Source organism: Streptomyces sp. NL15-2K (assembly GCF_030551255.1).
In the GTDB taxonomy this organism is placed as follows: Bacteria; Actinomycetota; Actinomycetes; order Streptomycetales; family Streptomycetaceae; genus Streptomyces.
Window position 1 is genome coordinate 109,579 of the sequence record NZ_CP130630.1, and the last position, 16,833, is coordinate 126,411.

Annotated in this window: 13 protein-coding genes and 1 pseudogene; 7 read left to right on the forward strand and 7 right to left on the reverse strand. The window is 68.5% G+C overall.

Going from position 1 to position 16,833, the window contains the following annotated elements:
* Positions 1-13: 13 nt before the first annotated feature.
* Complete coding sequence (locus tag Q4V64_RS00350) at positions 14-3,175, reverse strand: non-ribosomal peptide synthetase (RefSeq protein ID WP_124445721.1); 3,162 nt, start codon at positions 3,173-3,175, stop codon at positions 14-16.
* A gap of 204 nt (positions 3,176-3,379) precedes the next feature.
* Here Q4V64_RS00350 and Q4V64_RS00355 point away from each other — a divergent pair, with 204 nt between their 5' ends.
* The gene (locus Q4V64_RS00355) at positions 3,380-4,201 is read left to right on the forward strand and encodes a hypothetical protein (protein ID WP_124445720.1); all 822 of its coding nucleotides are present in this window, start codon (positions 3,380-3,382) and stop codon (positions 4,199-4,201) included.
* 62 nt (positions 4,202-4,263) lie between these two features.
* Positions 4,264-5,010: an alpha/beta fold hydrolase gene (locus Q4V64_RS00360; RefSeq protein ID WP_124445719.1), complete on the forward strand. Its 747-nt coding sequence runs from the start codon at positions 4,264-4,266 to the stop codon at positions 5,008-5,010.
* Between the two features lie 8 nt (positions 5,011-5,018).
* Here the strand turns inward: Q4V64_RS00360 and Q4V64_RS00365 are convergent, their stop codons facing one another.
* Together Q4V64_RS00365 and Q4V64_RS00370 are read right to left on the reverse strand one after the other, a co-directional pair.
* Complete coding sequence (locus tag Q4V64_RS00365) at positions 5,019-6,062, reverse strand: pyridoxal-phosphate dependent enzyme (RefSeq protein ID WP_124445718.1); 1,044 nt, start codon at positions 6,060-6,062, stop codon at positions 5,019-5,021.
* A gap of 105 nt (positions 6,063-6,167) precedes the next feature.
* Positions 6,168-7,178, reverse strand: a complete 1,011-nt coding sequence (locus Q4V64_RS00370) for an IS630 family transposase (RefSeq protein ID WP_124445717.1) — start codon at positions 7,176-7,178, stop codon at positions 6,168-6,170.
* A gap of 143 nt (positions 7,179-7,321) precedes the next feature.
* On the opposite strand from Q4V64_RS00370, the gene Q4V64_RS00375 reads away from it, so the two are divergent.
* Positions 7,322-8,131, forward strand: a complete 810-nt coding sequence (locus Q4V64_RS00375; RefSeq protein WP_253267542.1) for an AfsR/SARP family transcriptional regulator — start codon at positions 7,322-7,324, stop codon at positions 8,129-8,131.
* A gap of 436 nt (positions 8,132-8,567) precedes the next feature.
* Positions 8,568-11,303 carry a LuxR family transcriptional regulator gene (locus Q4V64_RS00380; RefSeq protein ID WP_124445716.1) on the forward strand — a complete coding sequence of 912 codons (2,736 nt, stop codon included), beginning with the start codon at positions 8,568-8,570 and terminating at the stop codon, positions 11,301-11,303.
* A gap of 65 nt (positions 11,304-11,368) precedes the next feature.
* Here the strand turns inward: Q4V64_RS00380 and Q4V64_RS00385 are convergent, their stop codons facing one another.
* Complete coding sequence (locus Q4V64_RS00385; protein ID WP_124445715.1) at positions 11,369-11,746, reverse strand: hypothetical protein; 378 nt, start codon at positions 11,744-11,746, stop codon at positions 11,369-11,371.
* 199 nt (positions 11,747-11,945) lie between these two features.
* On the opposite strand from Q4V64_RS00385, the gene Q4V64_RS00390 reads away from it, so the two are divergent.
* Positions 11,946-12,566 carry a TetR/AcrR family transcriptional regulator gene (locus Q4V64_RS00390; RefSeq protein WP_124445714.1) on the forward strand — a complete coding sequence of 207 codons (621 nt, stop codon included), beginning with the start codon at positions 11,946-11,948 and terminating at the stop codon, positions 12,564-12,566.
* A 1,068-nt stretch (positions 12,567-13,634) separates the two neighbouring features.
* Positions 13,635-14,378, forward strand: a complete 744-nt coding sequence (locus tag Q4V64_RS00395) for a GNAT family N-acetyltransferase (protein WP_124445712.1) — start codon at positions 13,635-13,637, stop codon at positions 14,376-14,378.
* Here the strand turns inward: Q4V64_RS00395 and Q4V64_RS54610 are convergent.
* The 3 genes and pseudogenes from Q4V64_RS54610 to Q4V64_RS00405 all read right to left on the reverse strand — a co-directional run bounded on the left by Q4V64_RS54610 (position 14,363) and on the right by Q4V64_RS00405 (position 15,665).
* The gene (locus Q4V64_RS54610; RefSeq protein ID WP_348540783.1) at positions 14,363-14,641 is read right to left on the reverse strand and encodes a transposase; all 279 of its coding nucleotides are present in this window, start codon (positions 14,639-14,641) and stop codon (positions 14,363-14,365) included. The genes Q4V64_RS00395 and Q4V64_RS54610 overlap by 16 nt on opposite strands.
* A gap of 339 nt (positions 14,642-14,980) precedes the next feature.
* Positions 14,981-15,112 (reverse strand): annotated as a pseudogene (locus Q4V64_RS54615) (ANTAR domain-containing protein); the annotation flags it as partial.
* Between the two features lies 1 nt (position 15,113).
* On the reverse strand, positions 15,114-15,665 hold the full coding sequence (locus Q4V64_RS00405; protein WP_124445711.1) for a hypothetical protein: 552 nt from the start codon (positions 15,663-15,665) through the stop codon (positions 15,114-15,116).
* Positions 15,666-16,299: 634 nt separating this feature from the next.
* Between Q4V64_RS00405 and Q4V64_RS00410 the strand changes: the two genes are divergently transcribed.
* Positions 16,300-16,659 carry a helix-turn-helix transcriptional regulator gene (locus Q4V64_RS00410; RefSeq protein WP_124445710.1) on the forward strand — a complete coding sequence of 120 codons (360 nt, stop codon included), beginning with the start codon at positions 16,300-16,302 and terminating at the stop codon, positions 16,657-16,659.
* The last annotated feature ends 174 nt before the right edge of the window (positions 16,660-16,833 follow it).

Below are 16,833 nucleotides of genomic sequence, written 5' to 3' on the forward strand. Positions count from 1 at the left end.
GAGCCCTCGGCGTTCAGGAAGCGGCCACCTGCGGGAGCGCGGCCGTGCGGATGCTCTCGGCGAGCGTCACCGGCGTGGGTGCCGCGAACAGATCCGCCAGTTTCAGTGTCACGCCGGTGCTCTGCTCGAGCCGCTGGAGCAACTGGGCACCCAGCAGCGAGTGCCCACCATGGGCGAAGAAGTTGGTTTCCGGACCGACGTCGTCCCGGTCGAGCAGCTCGCGCCACAGCTCCACGAGGTCCCGCACCGCGTCGTCGGCCACCTCTTCGGCGGCTGTTCCCGGCGTCCGCACCGCCGTACGTCCGCCCGCGGCCAGTGCCTCCAGCGCGACGTAATCGGTCTTCTCGTTGGCACTGACCGGCAGGGCGTCCAGGACGACGAAGTCCTGCGGCAGCGCGGCCCTCGGCAGTTCGGCCCGGGCGTAGGTCCACAGGTCGTCCGCCACGTCCCGCTCTTCGGTGGTCTCCACGAAGGCGACCAGGTGCGCGTCGGCGCTGCGGTCGCCGACCACGACCACCGCCGCCGCCCGGACCAGTGGATGTCCGAGCAGGATGGCTTCGACCTCACCCAGTTCGATGCGATTGCCGCGCAGCTTGACCTGCCGGTCCGCCCTGCCGAACAGCTCCAGCGTGCCGTCGGCCCGCCAACGCCCCAGGTCGCCGGTCCGGTAGTAGCGGCCGTGCACGGCGTGCACTCCGAAGCGCTCATCGGTCAGCTCAGGCCGGTTGTGGTAGCCCAGCGCGACGCCGGCACCGGCCACCCACAGTTCGCCGCGCACGCCCACGGGCAGCTCCCGGCCGTCGGGGGCGACCACCATGACCCGGGTGTTGCGGATCGGCACGCCGATGTCGAGCCGTTCCTCGGGCACGTGTGCGGCCTCGCGCAGGACCGACCAGGTGCACCAGGTGACGGTCTCGGTCGGCCCATAGGCGTGGTGCACCTCGCTGCCGGCCGCCAGCAACCGCCGTATCAGCTCCACCGGAACGGTCTCGCCGCCGGTCACGACACGGCGACCGGCGAGCAGGGGAGCGACATGGTCCAGCACCAGGCGCCAGGTGGTGGGCGTGGCCTGGAGGACGTCGGGCTCATATCGCTCGATGGTGTCGAGCAGCACCTGCCCGTCGACGCGCGCCTCGTCCGGGGCGATCGCGATGCGCCCTCCCGACCAGAGCGGGGTGTACAGCTCCAGGTTGGCCATGTCGAACGCGAACGTCGTCATCCACAGCGTGACGTCGTGTGCGGTCGCGTTCAGCCGGACCGTGTAGTCGACGGCGATGTTGGCGATGCTGCGATGCGTGATCAGCGCGCCCTTCGGCTTGCCACTGGTTCCCGAGGTGTAGATCAGGTAGGCGCACCCGGAAGCCTCCACCGGCGCGGTGAACTCACCGAGCGGCGTGTCCGAGGGCGCTTCGGGGATCGGGGTGAGTGCCAGCTTCGGGAGGTCCAGCTCGGCGGGTATCTCCAGGTCGCGGTCGGTGACCAGCGCTTTCGCGCACGAGTCGGCGAGGAGCTGGTGCACGCGCTGCGCGGGGTGTTCCGGATCGACCGGCAGGTAGGCGGCCCCGGCCAGCCATGTGCCGAGCGCCGTCGCGATCAGCTCCGGAGTGCGCGCCGCCGCGATCGCGACGATGTCACCGGGTCCCACTCCCCTGGCCACCAGGGCGTCACGCGCGGCCGTCGCACCGTCCCACAGCCTGCGGTACGTCACCGAGCGGTCCTGATACTGGACGGCCACCGCGTCGGGGGCGGAAGCGACCCGCGCGTGCAGCGCGGCGGGCAGCGTGTCCGGATGTACGTCGCCGTCGGTGTCGTTGGCCGCGTCGATCACCTTCCGGTCGGCGTCGCTCCACACCCGCAGGTCCCCGGTCGGCAGGTCGAGCGCCCCGGGGAGCGCTTCGAGCAGGGCCTCGTAACGCAGCAGCAGCGCCTCGGCGTCGTCGTGCGAGAGGTGGTCCGTGCAGTACCGGGCGATGACCCGGAGAGTGTCCGGCGCCGAGGCGACGAAGAACTCCAGGTCGAACTTGTTGAAGCCGTTCTCCACCAGGACCGACCGGGCGGGTACGCCACCGAGCACGAAGTCCGGCAGGCCCAGGCCCGGGAAGTAGTTGAACAGGTGGCGGTACATGCGGTTCCGCCACGAGGAGCCGGCTCGCGGTACGAGATCCGGAACGCTGTCCACTGGTACGTCCAGGTGCGCGAGCGCGCCGAAGTAGACGTCCCGCACCTTGAGCACCAGCGTCCGGAAACTCTCCCCGGGGTCGGCGAGCAAACGCAGCGGCAGCACGTTCGTGTGATGACCGACCGCACGCGGATCCTCACGCGGCCGCACGCTCACCGGGGAGCCCACGGTGATGTCGGGTCCGGCGCCGTGCGCGGCGAGCAGCACGTAGTAGGCCGTCAGCAGGACCACCGCCTCAGGTGCCCGGAGTTCCCCCTGCAGGCGCCGCACCGTGGACCGTGCCGTGTCCGACAGCACCCGCGTGATCTGGTCGCCGACCAGCGTGGTCTCCCCCGTGTCGGGAGTGCCGCACCACAGAGCCAGCCCGGACGGGTCGAAGCCGGTCATCCGGTCGCGCCAGAACTCCAGGCTCTCCGGTGTCGGTTCCGGCTCCGTGTACGGGGCGAGGCGCACGAGCAGTTCCGGCGGCACCGGCTCGCCGGCGACCAGGCGGTTGTAGGCCGCCACCAGTTCCTCGAGGATGCGGGTCGCGGAGATGATGTCGTAGACGAGGTGGTGGAAGGCGATGCAGAAGATGTCGCCGCCGGCCCGCCGGAACACCGCGCCGCGCAGCAGGGGCCGCCCGTCGAGCGGGAACCGCCGGTTGACGAACGGCCGCAGCCCGCGCTCCAGATCATCGGCGTCGGCGACGAAGGTCGTGGCTTCCTCGACCTCGACCACAAACCGATCGGACGGCAGCACGGTCTTCATCAGGTCGGCCCCGGTGGCGAAGTACACCGTGCGCAGCACCTCGTGACGGTTCACCACAACGGTCAGCGCGGCACGCAGCGCGTCGGCGTCCAGGGTGCCGTCGGCCTGGAACGCCAGCGAGAGGTTGTTGGGCGACGCGTCGGGGACCAGCCGCTCCAGCAGCCACATGGCCTCTTCCTTGCGCGTGGCCGCGGAAAGGTCACGCGGGGTGCCGAGTGCGGTTCCGGAATCGCTTGGAGAACTCAACGGATTTCCCTCCCAGTACGGTGACGAACCTGCCGTGACACCAGCAGCCTTTTCGGCGAAGGTACAAGGAAATGATGTCGACGCACGCCCGTGCCTTCTCGATGAGGGGCCGACTAGGGGTTCTCAGGGGTTTCTGGGAGCGGTCCGGCGGAATATCGTTCCGACAGCAGACCAGAATCCGTTGTACGGCTGAGGAGTTGCCGAATGACCCCGTCCCGTGCGTGGACAACGTTGATGCCCGGTGACGCGTCGCCGGCGAAGGTGCTCGCTGTGGACTTCGACGCCACGGGCCGGGCAGAGGCCCGTTTCTCCGACCTCGCCCGCAACCTCAAGACGGATCACGGCTTCTGGGAAACCGTGCCACCGCCGCTGACCGGCGGGCCGGAGCCGACGGCGGCCGCCTACGTCGAGCGCTGGGCACGCCGGATCGAGGAGGAGCGGATCCAGGTGCGTGCCGTGTTCGGCTACTGCGCCGGGGCGGTCTACGCGGCAGCCCTCGCCGACCGCATCGGCGGCCGGCAGCGGACCGAGCCGCTGCTGGTGCTCTTCGACCCGGAACTGTCCGTGCCGCAGACCCTGGTCTGGCAGTTCTACAAGGTGGTCGGCCTGATGGCGGGGCAGCTCACCCAGGCCGAGACGGCCGCCGTGAGGGAAGCGGGCCGGCTGGCCCACGAGCGTCACGAGGACATCGTCGAACTGCAGGCCGAGCTGGTCGCGTTGGTACGCACGACGGGTGAGACCGCGCTCGCCGGGGCCGGTCTGGACGCGTCACGCCGTGCCGAACTCTTCGATGTCTTCGAGTCCTTCCTGCGCTTCCTCGCTCTGGCCGGTGAGTTGTCACCGCTCGAACGGTGGCGCTCGGCCGTGGCGTTCAGTTCGACCAGTCCCATGAGCGGGCTGCGGGGCATGCGCGCGGCCGGACAGGCCGTCACAGTGGCGCGCGAGATCGAGGTGGATGTCGAACACGGCGGTCTGCTGGCCGACTCGGAGGTCGCCGCGACGGTCTCCGATCTGCTGGCCGGCTAGGGCCCTTCCATCAGAAGGGCCCTAGCCCACCGACACTCATCCGAAGGGGCAGGAACCGACGCATGACGGAACCGAATTGGGTGCGCATTTTCCACCGGCGTCCGGAAGCGGTCTGCCGATTGGTGTGTTTCCCGCACGCCGGCGGGTCGGCGTCCTATTACTACGCGTTCTCCGAACTCCTCGGCCCGGACATCGAATTGCTCGCGATCCAGTACCCGGGAAGGCAGGACCGGTGCGCGGAGAAAACCGCCGGGAGCATCGCGGAACTCGCCGAGGCGATATGCGAAGCGCTCACCGGTGAACTCGACGGGCCATTCGCCTTCTTCGGCCACAGCATGGGCGCCGTCGCCGCATTCGAGGTGGCCAGACGATTCCAGCAGCGGACCCAACCGGCCCCAAGCCGGCTGTTCGCGTCGGGCTACCCGGCGCCCTCACGGCTGCGCGGCGGTACCGTGCACCGGCGGGACGACGCGGGGCTCGTGGCCGAACTGCGCCTGCTCGGCGGCATCGATCCCCGGTGGCTGGACGACCCGGACCTGCTCGCCACCGTCCTCCCGCCGCTGCGCGCCGACTACCACGCGATCGAGACCCACCCCCGCACCGCCGAACAACTGCGGGGCACGACCGTCACCATGTTCACCGGGGACGCCGATCCCCACACCACCTTGGAGGAAGGGCGGGCGTGGGCGGGCGCCACGACCGGCCCGTTCGAGTTCCACGTCTTCCGAGGCGGACACTTCTACCTCGACGACTGCCTGCCCCGACTCGCCCGGCACGTGACCGACAGCGTCGGCCGAAGCACCCGCTGACCGCTCGGTCACCGGACCGGCGCGGGTTCCGGCCGGGCCCGGTACTCGGCCAGCAGCGCGGCCACCAGCGTGTGTTCCACGTTGCCACCGGAAAGCAGCACACCTATGTCGGTCAGGCGGCCACGGCTCGCGCGGGCGATCCGGAGAGCGGCGGCCAGTGCGGTCGCCGCGGCGGGTTCCACCAGCAGCCGCGCACCGGTCGCCACGGTGCACAGCGCCTCCCGGATCTCGGATTCGGTCACCGTCTCCACCGTGCGCACCCGGTCCCGGACCAGCGAGAAGGGGAGCGCGCCGACCCGGTCGGGACGCAGTCCGTCGGCCAGCGTGGGTCCCACCGGCACCGTCACCGGCGCTCCCGCTCGCAGGGCCGCGCTCAGTGAGGGCACGGCGGCCGGCTCGGCGCCGATCACCTCGACGTCGGTACCGCGCGTGGCGAGACTGGCGCCGGCGACCGCGCTTCCACCGCCCACTGGCAGTACCACCGCGTCGAGCCGGCCTCCGGCCGCAGCGACCTGGGCGAGCAACTCGGCCGTCGCCGTGCCCTGCCCGGCCACCACGTCCGGATCCTGATAGGGGTCGATCACGTCGAAGCCGCGCCGTACCCGGGTCTCCTCGGCCACCGCCACCCGCTCGGCCAGCAGGGAGCCGGCGAGCACGAGCTCGGCGCCGGCCGCGCGGATGCGGCGCTGTTTGGCGACGGGCGCGTCCGTCGGCAGTACGAGCACCGCCGGCAGTCCTCTGCCGACTGCGGCCAGCGCGACGGCGATCGCGTGATTGCCCGTGCTCTGCGCGACCACGCCGCGGCTGCCCGCGGCGGCCAGACGGTCCACGGCGAGCGCCGCGCCGCGTACCTTGAAGGACCCGCCACGCTGCAGATTCTCCGCCTTGAGCCACAGGCGGGCGCCCGCGAGAAAGTCCAGCTCCTCACTGCGCACGACCGGCGTGGTGAGCACTCTGTCTGTCAGCCCCCGCTGGGCCCGATCGATGTCGTCCGGGCTCATCTCCGGCAGACGGGTGCGGCCGGACACGGCCTCCGTCCAGGTGTGTGACATCGGCTTCGTCCTCCGGTCGGCGTCCTGTCCCAGGCATCCTCGACAGCGGGGCTAAGGCACCTCTAACTCGTGCCTAACGTGGGGGCTTCGCCACCCCCTCGTGCCTCAACGCGGGCGCCTCGCCCGTTCGCCGGCGGCCCGGATCCAGGCGAAGGGCGGGCTGTGTTCCCCGTATGCGTCGAGGTACCGCCGCAGAGCGGCGCCGACGCCGGGGGCGGCGGGGCTGTTCCACGCGGCGGGCTCGGCGCCGACGGCGAAGAAGATCTCCACCAGGTCGGGCCACGGAACGGCGGCCGGTGTCCGGTGCAGGGCGATCCGCCGCTGTCCGGCCAGCCAGGTGCGCACCGCGGGGTGCCGGCCTGCGTCGTACCCGTCGACCACCAGGTGCAGCCGCTCCTGCTCGTGTGCTCCGGCTACGGACCTCAGGAAGCGGAGGAGCGCGTCGTCGCGGTGGCGCTCGGTGGCCGGCATTGTGGGCGCTGTTTCCAGGGCCGTGATCAGGGCGGCGGCACTGTGGCTCGTCTCGTCGTGTCTCCCGGCCGGGCCGAGACGTGAGCGCGCGTTGCCCTCCGGGGCCGGGATGCCTCCGGCCCCGTCCGTGCGGACCACCACGGCCTTCTCCGGCGGAGCGAGATACAGCCCCAGCACGTCGCGGGCTGTCTTCTCCAGCACTGGTTCGGTGGGAAAGTCGATTTCCCCGTGGCGCCACGGCTGGATCTGCCACTTGCGCCACACTTTGGCCACCGCCACGTTGGAGACGCCGAGTTCGGCCGCGAGCAGCCGGGACGACCAGCGCCTCGCACCGAGATCTTCCGGTGGACCTTGCAAGGTGCGCACCACGACCCGGACCTCGTCGACCGCGGCCGGGCGCCCGGAGCGGGGCCTGTCCCGCAACCCGGCCGTCCCGGACGAACGGTAACGGCCCCGCCAGGTGACGACGGTCTGCCGGGACACCCCGAGTCGTCGTGCGATCTCGGAGTTCGACAGCCCGTCGGCCGCCAGCAGGACGATCCGCGCCCGCGTCGCCAGCTCCGCGGCGACCGGGACCGAGGCCAGCCAGGCACGCAAGACGTCACGGTCCACGGCGGGAACGACCAGCGGCGCTGCGACAGGCATGCGTCATTGAACCGCGCAACCGAGCCCCTGTCCAAGCACTTTGTGCACAGGGTGCTAGGGGTAACCAGGGGTTATCCCGGCTTCAGGGCGCGCTTAGTGTCAGCAGCATCGCACCGCTGATAGGACAGACGACAGGGGGCTTTGTGGTGTTGCAAAGCGATATTCTGCCGAAGCGCCGAGTCAGGTACGAAATTCTCGGTCCGCTGCGGATCTCCGTCGAGGAGCGCAGCGCGGCGATCAGCGCGCACAAGGTCGAGCTGCTGCTCGCGGTCCTGCTCATCCGCGCCGACCACATCGTCACCGCGGGGCAGTTGATCGACGAGCTCTGGGGAGGCCGGCCGCCGGGCCGGGCCACCGCCGGCCTGCACGTCTATGTCTCGGAACTGCGTAAATTCCTCGACCGGCAGAATATTTCCGACCGTCCGATCGAGACCTGTTCGCCCGGTTACCTGCTCCGGCAGGATTCCGCCGAGATCGATTTCCAGACTTTTCTGACACTTCTCCGGAGTGGTCGCAAAGCCGCCGCGGAATGCCGGAACGAAGAGGCAATTGATTTTCTGGAAAGAGCTCTTTCACTGTGGCGCGGCCCGGTTCTGGGCGGTTTCGCGGAGGGCCCCATCGTCAGCAACTTCATCACGTGGCTCAACGAGGAGCAAACCGAGTGCCTCGAACTGCTCGTCGAGTCACAGCTGCAGCTCGGCCGCCATCGGGAGGTGGTGGGGATGCTGTTCTCGCTCATCGCGGAGAGCCCGTTGCACGAGGCGTTCTATCGCCAGCTGATGCTCGCCCTGTACCGCTCGGAAAGAAAGGCCGACGCACTGCGCGTCTATCAGAAGGCGCGGGGAATTCTCAGTGACGAGTTGGGGCTTGACCCCTGCCGCACACTGCAATCCATGCAACGCTCAATACTCCTCGACGAGGAATCACTTCTGCACGCTTCCCTGTCCGCATGAGACAGAGGCGCCCGAAGCGCCGCGGCCCTTGGAGGGCCGCGGCGCTTCGCCGTGATGATCCAAATCCGCCCGGAGACCGAGGAACGAGGTCGGGCCCCGGCAGGACGCCCGTCCCTGCCTCAGGTCAATAGTTTTCCAGCTCCTGACACCATATCGGCAAAGGACGCCCAAAAAAGCCAGCTTGACCAGCAGCAATGGCCGCCCTCGACAGCGCCACTAGATACCTTGCGTTTCTTACGGCAAGCGGGTTACGCTGACCGCGGTCGCTCGATGTTGATTTTCATGGCGGCCTATTTTACGCACAGAGGACCATTAAATCAGTGCGGCAGTGACCGTTTCCTTTGTCTTCGGATTCATCGGACTTCGTCCGTTCTGAGTGGTTCACCGTCACTCATGAAGATGGATTCAAAGAGAACATCACGGTACGGGGGCGAGCATGAGGCAGCTGGCCAGACGGGAAAGCGAACTGAACGAGCTCCAGGACGCCTTGGACGAGGCAGCGGCGGGCTGGGGGCAGCTGGTGGTGGTGAGCGGCCCGGTGGGCATCGGGAAGACCGCCCTGCTTCACGCGTTCGGCGACGAGGCGGCGAAGGGCGGTGCTCGTGTGCTCCGCGCCTGTGTGCTCGACAAGGCGCGCACTTCGCACTCAGTGCTCGAACATCTTCCTGGCGACGTGGCATCCCCCTTCGCCGATGACGGTTCACGACCCGTGGACCGCTTCGCCTCCGAACTGCTCGACTTCAGCGCGTCGGCACCCATCGTGCTCCTCATCGACGATCTGGACGACGTCGACGTCGAATCACCGGGCTGCCTCGGCGGGCTGCTGGCGAGGATCTGGTCCGCGCGCATACTCGTGGTGGCCAGCGAGGCCACCGGGGCAGCGGAAGGGACGGGCATCCGGTGGACCAACGTCGTCCACCCGGCCCCATGCCGATTCCTTCCGCTCGGACCGCTGACGCCGGCCGCCGTGTCCGAGATGCTGGCCGAGAGTTCGGGCTTCCTGCCCACCACGCGCATCGCCGAGCGCTGCCTGGAGATAACCGGGGGCAGCCCGGCCCTGTTACGCGCGCTGGTCCGGGACATGAACGCCGGTCCCTACACGGCCGGGACGGAACCACTGGTCGGCGGCCACTTCTCCCGGGTGGTGGTCTCCTGTCTGCATCGCTGCGCGCCGGACGTAGCGCACATCGCACGGGCCGTCGCCGTTCTCGGCGACGACGCCTCCCCGCCGATCGTCGCCATGCTCGCCCGTCGGAACCAGGACGCCGTGAACCGTGCGGTCGCCGTACTCACCGACATGGGACTTCTGAGCAACGGCCGGTTCCGGCACGCGGGCGCACGGGCGGCCGTGCTCAACGACATGACCGACGAGGAACGGTCCACGCTGCACGGACGGGCCGCTCGCCTGCTGTACGACGAGGGGGCGTCTGCCACCGTGGTGGCCGGCCACCTCGCGGCCACCCACCAGATCGAGGGCGCCTGGAGTGTTTCGGCCCTGGCCGAGTCCGCGCAGCATGCCCTGGAGGGAGGGGACGTCACGCTCGCGACCAGCTGCCTTCGGCTGGCACGGGAGGCGTGCTCGGGCAAAGCGGAGTGTGCGCGACTGACTGCCGCCCTGATGCGGGTCCAGTGGTGGGTCAACCCGGCCGCGGCCCGTCGTCATCTGTCGGGTCTGCTGGAGGAACTGTGGGCCGGCTACCTCGAACCACGGGACGCCCTCACCGTTTTCGGCGGCCTCTTCTGGACCGGCCAGGTGGCCGAGGCGGAACGGGCCCTGGAGCTGCTCTCGGCGGGCGGAACGCCGCCGCAGGACCATGCGTGGCTGTCCGCCTGGTTCTCCGCCTGGTACCCGAGGCACGCGCCGGCCCTTTCGACCGCATCGCAGCAGGGCACGGTCTCGTCGTCGCTGATGGGGCACCTGTGGCAGCGGCGGACGACGGAGGGTGCCCTGGCGGGCATGGACGACTTTCTGAGTGGCTCCACCGCGGACGATGTGGCCCTGCGGGAGGTGGTGACGGCGTTCACCGCGCTCGTCCACAGCGATCCGGCGGACGACGTGGTGGCACGATGCTACGCACTCGAGCCGCAGGTCGACGGTGACGCACCCGTCGCAGCGCAGGCGCTTTACCAGGCCTGCCGGGCGCTGGTGGCGCTACGCACCGGGGACACCGAGGAGGCTCTGGCACACGCGGAGGCCGCGCTGGGCCTGATGCCTGCGGAGAGTTGGGGCGTGGCGCTCGCGGTGCCCCTGGCCTGCGCGGTGACCGCGACGACCGTGATGGGACGCTACGAGGAGGGAGCGAATCACTTGGCCCGCGCTCTGCCCGAGGCGGCCTTCGACACCCCTTTCGGGCTGCTGTATCTCCAGGCGCGCGGGCAGTTCTATCTGGCGACCGGGCGACCGCGCAACGGGCTGAGCGACCTGGAAGAGTGCGAGCAACGCCTGGCGACCTGGAGGGTTGCCCTGCCTGGACTGGCCACATGGCGGTCGCAGGCGGCACAGGCCCTGGTCGAACTCGGCGAGGTGCGCAAGGCCCGTCGGATGGTGGATCTCCAGCTGTCCACCCTGTCCAGGGAACAGGTTCGACTGCGGGGAACGACGTTGCGGATCCGGGCGGCGACGGAGCCGCCGGACCGTCGCACACCGTTGTTGAGCAAGGCGATCGGCCTGCTCCAGCAGAGCGGGGATCGGCTCGAACTCGCGCGGGCCTTCGCGGACCTGGCGCGAACGCACACCGTCCTGGGCGAACAGGCACTGGCCCGGACAGCCGCACAAAGGTGCGCCGTCCTGGCGGAGCAGTGCGCGGCCCAGCCGTTGCTGGAGCGGATGATCCGCGCCTTCCCGGAACTACGGGCCGAAGAGGCGATCTCCCCCAATAACCCGGACGCCCCGATCCTCAGCACCTCTGAACGCAAGGTCGCAGTGCTCGCCTCGCAGGGCCACACCAACCGCCAGATCGCGAAGAAGCTACACGTCACCGTCAGCACGGTGGAGCAGCACCTCACCCGGGTGTACCGGAAACTGCAGATCCGCCGACGCTCCGAACTGACCCTGCGGCTGGCCCTCGGCGAGATGGGGCATGCCGGTCCGCGAGGTCTGCTGCCGAGTACGGCGCCGTTGTGGTGCGGCCGCACGGCCCGCGACCCCGACAGATGTCTCGAGCTCGGATGAGTCCCGCCTTGCCCCTCGTTCCACTCCCGACGCGAGGGCGACCCGCTCGGTTCCCGGCCGTTGTCTCAGATCAAGGTGACGTAGATACGCAACTCATAGTCATGCTGATCGAGCGCGATGTCGCCGTGCTGGTGGAACGAGATGTCCTGGATGAACGTCTCGCTGTCGTTCTCCGCCATCCACCGGGCGGCGGCGTCGAGGACGTCCACCTCCCGCCGGCCGATAATGTGGACCACGGCCGAGTTCTCGGCCTGGCCCTCGTTCTCATAGACGCGCACGACGACATGCGTCGGGGATGGGCTGCCTGACTCGGCCTCGTCTATGCCACCGGCCTGGAAAGAGACATTCACCGTGTTCCTCTCAGGGCTGACATTCACCGAGACCCTTGGCAGCCCGGCAGACCCAGCGGGCTCCTGGGTCCCGTCCACAGCTTCGTTCTCCACGAGGTAACCCCTCACCCTCAGGTGCGAGCCGATGTCGACGTTGCGGGTCGCGTAGCCTCGGACACATGCGTGGCCCCGCCTCCGGGCCGCTCCCCTCGGGTCGGCTCTTCAAGCCTCGCCGACTATTAGATACTCTACGTTTCTAAAGCAGGCTTGGCAAGACGGCAGAGTCATACGCATTGTTGCTGAAGGAGCACACATGGCAACGGCGAGCAGAGATGTGAGCGGGAGCCCGACCACCGCCTCCGGTCGGCCGAAGGCATCCCGTCGGCGTGGCGCGGCACTAGAGGCGGCCATCCTCAAGGCCGCCTGGGACGAGGTGAATGCCGTGGGCATGGCCGGGCTGACCATGGACGGCATCGCGGAGCGAGCGGGCACCAGCAAGGCCGTGCTCTACCGACGGTGGCCGAACAGGGTGGCCCTGGTCATCGCCGCCATCCGGCGGGAGGGATCGTTCGCCGACGAGGTGCCGGACAGCGGCTCGCTCCGCGAGGACGTACTCCTGCTCCTGCGCAGAATGTCCAAGCGCTTCGCGGGCGCAGAGCGCGAAATCGTCCTGGGCCTGCTCGCCGAGTACTTCCGCAGTCCGGAAGTGGCGGGCTATCTGCGGGGGCAGTTCTTCGGCGCGGAGACCATGATGTCCATCCTGGAACGTGCCGACGGGCGCGGTGAAGTTCAACTCAACCGCATCACGTCCCGCGTGGCCTCACTGCCGGTCGATCTGGTACGCCACGAACTCTTCCGTACGCAGGCGCCCGTACCTGAGGAGACGCTGGAGGAGATCGTCGACGGGGTCTTCCTCCCACTCCTCCACCCGTGAACGCGCAGACACCTCCTGACCTGCGCGGTCCAGGGTGTACCGCCCCCACGTAACCTCGGGCGGCAAGGCCTTGCTCGCGGCACCGCCGACGGACCGGCTCCGGGCCCTCAACCCCAACGGGCTCCCCGGGGACAGGGACAGGGCCAAGGCTCCGGAGGACGGTGAGCGCCTGCTGACCGAACCGGTGTTCCGCCGCCACGGCTACGCCTGCCTGGCTAGGTGTGCTGTTCCGGGACGTTGGTGACAGGCGACACGCCTTGAGTGGTCCTTAAAAGGGGGCCTCTGGGTTCGGTGTGGATTGCGAGATCTACAACCGGCAGCCAGGAGGCCCTCGTTGTCCCACCGCAATGCCCCGCTGAATCCGACCGGCACGGCTCATCACACCCTGACCTCCCAGGCCACCGACGTGGCCATCGACACCTCCTGCTCAGCAGTGACGACAAGGATCGTCATCCAGACGGCCACTACGCCCTCGCTATCGCCGGATGATCTGCTGCTGCGACACCGAGCTGCCTTCCGCAGCCACGGTGTTATCTTCCGCAGGGCCGCGCACGAATGGAACAAGAACCGGCCCGAAGGCACGGAGAAGCACACGTGCGGTCCGGCGAGGCTCGTGACCGAGGCCCGGAAGATAACCCGACGTCGCCAGGCACTTGTCCCACATCCAGTGGCAGCATTCCCACTGCGGTCAGGAGCGCCTGCTCGGTGCCAGCGGACACGGGAACACGGTAGGTGTACCGGGGTGGCCGGCCGTTCCCACTCGTCTTCGCTTCTGCCGTCATGATCAGCAACTTATCTGGTAGGTATGGCAGTTGAGAGAGCCCTGCAGGCCGTGGCCTGCCTCACCACTGTGCGGTGCTGGACGCCGGATCGCCCTGACGGCGATCCGGCTGTTCCTGCCCTGCGCCGCAGGAGTCCGAGTCCTCCCCGGCGGCGCACCGAGCGGCCATCTGCGAGGCGACCGGCATCCCCTCGCGCCAACGTGGCTGTGATGTTGTTCAGCGGCACTTCGAGGCGTCCTCGAGCGGACCCCAGCGTCTGTGATCTCGGTTGTGGCAAGATCGGCTGATGGCTGTTGATCCGTTGCTGAAGCAGGCCCAGGGCGTATGGGAAACGCTGGCTGCTGTGCCGGTTTCGTTTCCCCAGGGCGGGGGCCTGAACGTAGTCACGTCGCCCTCCTCGCAGTTGGCTCCGCCGTCGTGGGCAGGGATTGTGGTGCTGGGTGACTCGGCGATCGTCACGGCGCCGACCGACAGGGCTGCGCAGGTTCTGCATCGGGTCCTGGCCAGGATGCCGACCAGCTCGCTGACATCTCCTGAAGCTGTTCACGCCGTATTGCCTGCGAATGAGGTGCTGGGTCCGGCGGTTCTGGGATACGTATCACGTGACGGCTTCCGCCTGGTGCCGGCTGACCGTTCCGTTGAACGGCTTGCCCCCGGACATCAGGACCTGATGACGTTGGTGAGGTCGGCGCCGCCCGGGGACGCCGGCGAGAGCGGGATGGACGAGATCACCTCTGCTGCGTTCGTCGTGCGAAAGGGCGCGGACGTGGCAGCCGCAGCGGGGTTTCAAGCCTGGCCCGCGGCAACCGCCCATCTCTGTGTGCTCACCGCTCCAGGGGAAAGAGGTCGCGGGTTGGCGCGGCAGGTCGCTTCCGCAGCGGTGGCGCAGGCACTCGCCGAGGGTTTGCTTCCGCAGTGGCGTGCTCGCCCGATGGCCTCCCGTAAAGTCGCAAGGGCACTCGGGTTTCGCGAGTTGGGAAGCCAGCTCAGCCTCCGCTTGAACCAGGCGGAGCTTCACTTGGAAGGCTGACCAAGGCGAGTCACCCTGCAGCTGCATTCTTCTCGGCTTTGGGGCGAGCCATCCGCAGGCATCGTCCGCCAGGAGATCCCGTCCGCGACCAGGTAGCGGATCGCGTCCAGCATCCGGCGGTGGCAGTAGTCCTCGGGCTGCCCGCCCCGTCCCTGAAGCCAGGCCCGCAGCGGCGACAAAGGCCGAAGGGCCGCCGCTTCGCATCCGTGATGCCCGACGGATGCCGCGCACCCGATCGAGATGGCCGGCCGCCTTCCCGTCACAACGTATGGCTTTGTAACCGAGGGAGGGAGTCGTTTCGACGTGACTGTGGGGAGTCACCTTCTGACCGAGTTTGCGATGTCGGCTTGTTCTGATGCCAGCCAGGGACTCGCGGTGGGAAGGTGGGGTGTGCTTCTGCCACAGGGGGCTCGATGGGGACCTCTCAGTCGAAGGTTGATCTATACGCCGTGATCACCCGGGAGGGACTGTCCCAGCGGGCGTTGCAGCGCAAGCACGACGTCACCTGGCGGACGGTGCGGCGGGCTTTGGACGGGCAGTGGCCGGAGGAGCGCAAGAAGGCGCGGCGGCGGGAGTCGCGGCTGGATCCCTGCAAAGCGCTGAAAGCCCTGGTCGGGACGAAGGCCGCCAAGAGATACGACCACGCCTATGGCCTGGTCGATCACCGCATGCGAAACCACAGCTTCCTGAAGCTGGCCGATCTGTCGTGGCCGGTACGGCCTGCCCGATGCCACTTCACAGCTGGTACGGGTCGGTGAGGCCGGTCACCGGGACACCGGAACGCCGGGAGATCAGTCTGGCGAGCTCATGTACGTCGCTGTACGTGGTGTTGAACCTCCACACAGCTTCGTGGCCGGTTACCCGCGCCGCGAACGCCACCTCGTAGGCGAAAGCGCTGCCCGCGGGAAGCGAGCCAATGGCGAACTGCGTCTTCTCACCCTCTATCGACCGGATTTCCGACCACGCCACGCTGACCACGCGCCTGCCGGCAGCGTCGACGAAACCGTCCGAGAAGAGGTAGAGCCCACCACGCGTACGTTGAAACCAGACATAGCCCCATGTAACGACGACCAGCGGGCCGACCACCACAACGCCGCGGCCCCACGCGTTCTCCGGCCCGTTGGCCAGGAAGTTCATGACGACGACGAGGATCACCAGACACGCCGCCGCCCCGCCGAGGCCGGGGCGGCGGCGCACCCGCTGCTTGAACTTGCCAAGGTTATCGCGGGCGGCGCGGGCCAGCACGCGGGGCCCTGGCGTGTTGGTTGGCTTGCTCGTCCCGGCCATCGGGCCATGGTAGCGAGCCAATCGCTCTCGACCGCCAGGCCCGCGCCCGGCACCGCGACGAACTGAATGCCGCCGACCGCCGCAACTCCACCCAACGGTCCACGCCGCACACCGGACACACCGTCTTGTCCCCGCGCTGTATCGCCACCACCTGCCTACGCACGTGCTGCAGAGCCCGCCACCGCCTCGACCTTCGCCTACCGAACAGAACACCGCTGACGACGACTTCGTCGCCGACAGCAGCACCCCACGCTCCCGGCAATACCTTCGAACCACCTCACCCGACGCCCCCCAGAATCCAGACCACCGGTTCCCTCCACCAGAGCCCCTGACGGGCTGGCGCAGCGGCACAGTGACATCAATTCGCATCGACATTGATCACGAAAAAGCGCGCCATGTGACTCCCGAACTCACGTCGAAATGACGTCCACTGAAATTGACACAGCCAAACGTACGAAGGCAATCACCCGACCAGGCGGGCGAGTTGAAGTCACGGGCATGGGCACCTACAACAACGCTGGCACTGGCGCTCCGCAGCCGCAAGACAGGTGCGCGAGCAGGCCAACTGGGGGATACCGGGACGCTGATGAACCTGGCATGCTGCTGCAATTCTTCGACGGAGAGGATTCAGCAGATGGCGCAGAAGCCCAACCCTGCCGCACAGATCTTCGCCCGCTACGTGAAAGACGCGGCCAGGAGGGCTGGATACGCCATCGGCCAGCGCGGCGACGACGGCGAGGCCAAACTCACCGAAGACGCACAGATGTCGCAAGCCGACATCACCGCGATCCTCAACGGCCAGTATGAGGCGCCGCTGAACCTGCTCAAACCCCTGGCGACCGCCCTGGGAGTAGAGCAGAAAGTGCTGCTGCGGAAGGCCGGAATATTGGAGGGCAGGACTGCAGCCTCCCACCAGGGCACCTGCTCCCGGGAACGGGACGGGACTGGGCCGGGTCATAGCCCGTACGGCTGTGTGCACTGCCACGGCCAGTGACGGGAGCAAGTCCCTCCCGTCGTTGGCTATTTTCCGTCGTGGCCGAATTTCGGGAGGCATAGCGGTAACAGTGCATGTCGCTGCATGCTGTGCGTTCAGGCGTGTGGAGGGGGTTTGGTGCGGGGCAGGAGTGCGCAGCGCGGGTCGTTTGTTGCAGGGGCCGGGGCGGCAGTC

Excerpts from the sequence above, each read along its gene's own strand:
- Q4V64_RS00355 (WP_124445720.1), top strand. The coding sequence starts at position 3,380 with ATGACCCCGTCCCGTGCGTGGACAACGTTGATGCCCGGTGACGCGTCG.
- Q4V64_RS00360 (WP_124445719.1), top strand. The coding sequence starts at position 4,264 with ATGACGGAACCGAATTGGGTGCGCATTTTCCACCGGCGTCCGGAAGCG.
- Q4V64_RS00365 (WP_124445718.1), bottom strand. The coding sequence starts at position 6,062 with ATGTCACACACCTGGACGGAGGCCGTGTCCGGCCGCACCCGTCTGCCG.
- Q4V64_RS00395 (WP_124445712.1), top strand. The coding sequence starts at position 13,635 with ATGGCTGTTGATCCGTTGCTGAAGCAGGCCCAGGGCGTATGGGAAACG.
- Q4V64_RS00370 (WP_124445717.1), bottom strand. The coding sequence starts at position 7,178 with ATGCCTGTCGCAGCGCCGCTGGTCGTTCCCGCCGTGGACCGTGACGTC.
- Q4V64_RS00380 (WP_124445716.1), top strand. The coding sequence starts at position 8,568 with ATGAGGCAGCTGGCCAGACGGGAAAGCGAACTGAACGAGCTCCAGGAC.
- Q4V64_RS00390 (WP_124445714.1), top strand. The coding sequence starts at position 11,946 with ATGGCAACGGCGAGCAGAGATGTGAGCGGGAGCCCGACCACCGCCTCC.
- Q4V64_RS00405 (WP_124445711.1), bottom strand. The coding sequence starts at position 15,665 with ATGGCCGGGACGAGCAAGCCAACCAACACGCCAGGGCCCCGCGTGCTG.
- Q4V64_RS00410 (WP_124445710.1), top strand. The coding sequence starts at position 16,300 with ATGGCGCAGAAGCCCAACCCTGCCGCACAGATCTTCGCCCGCTACGTG.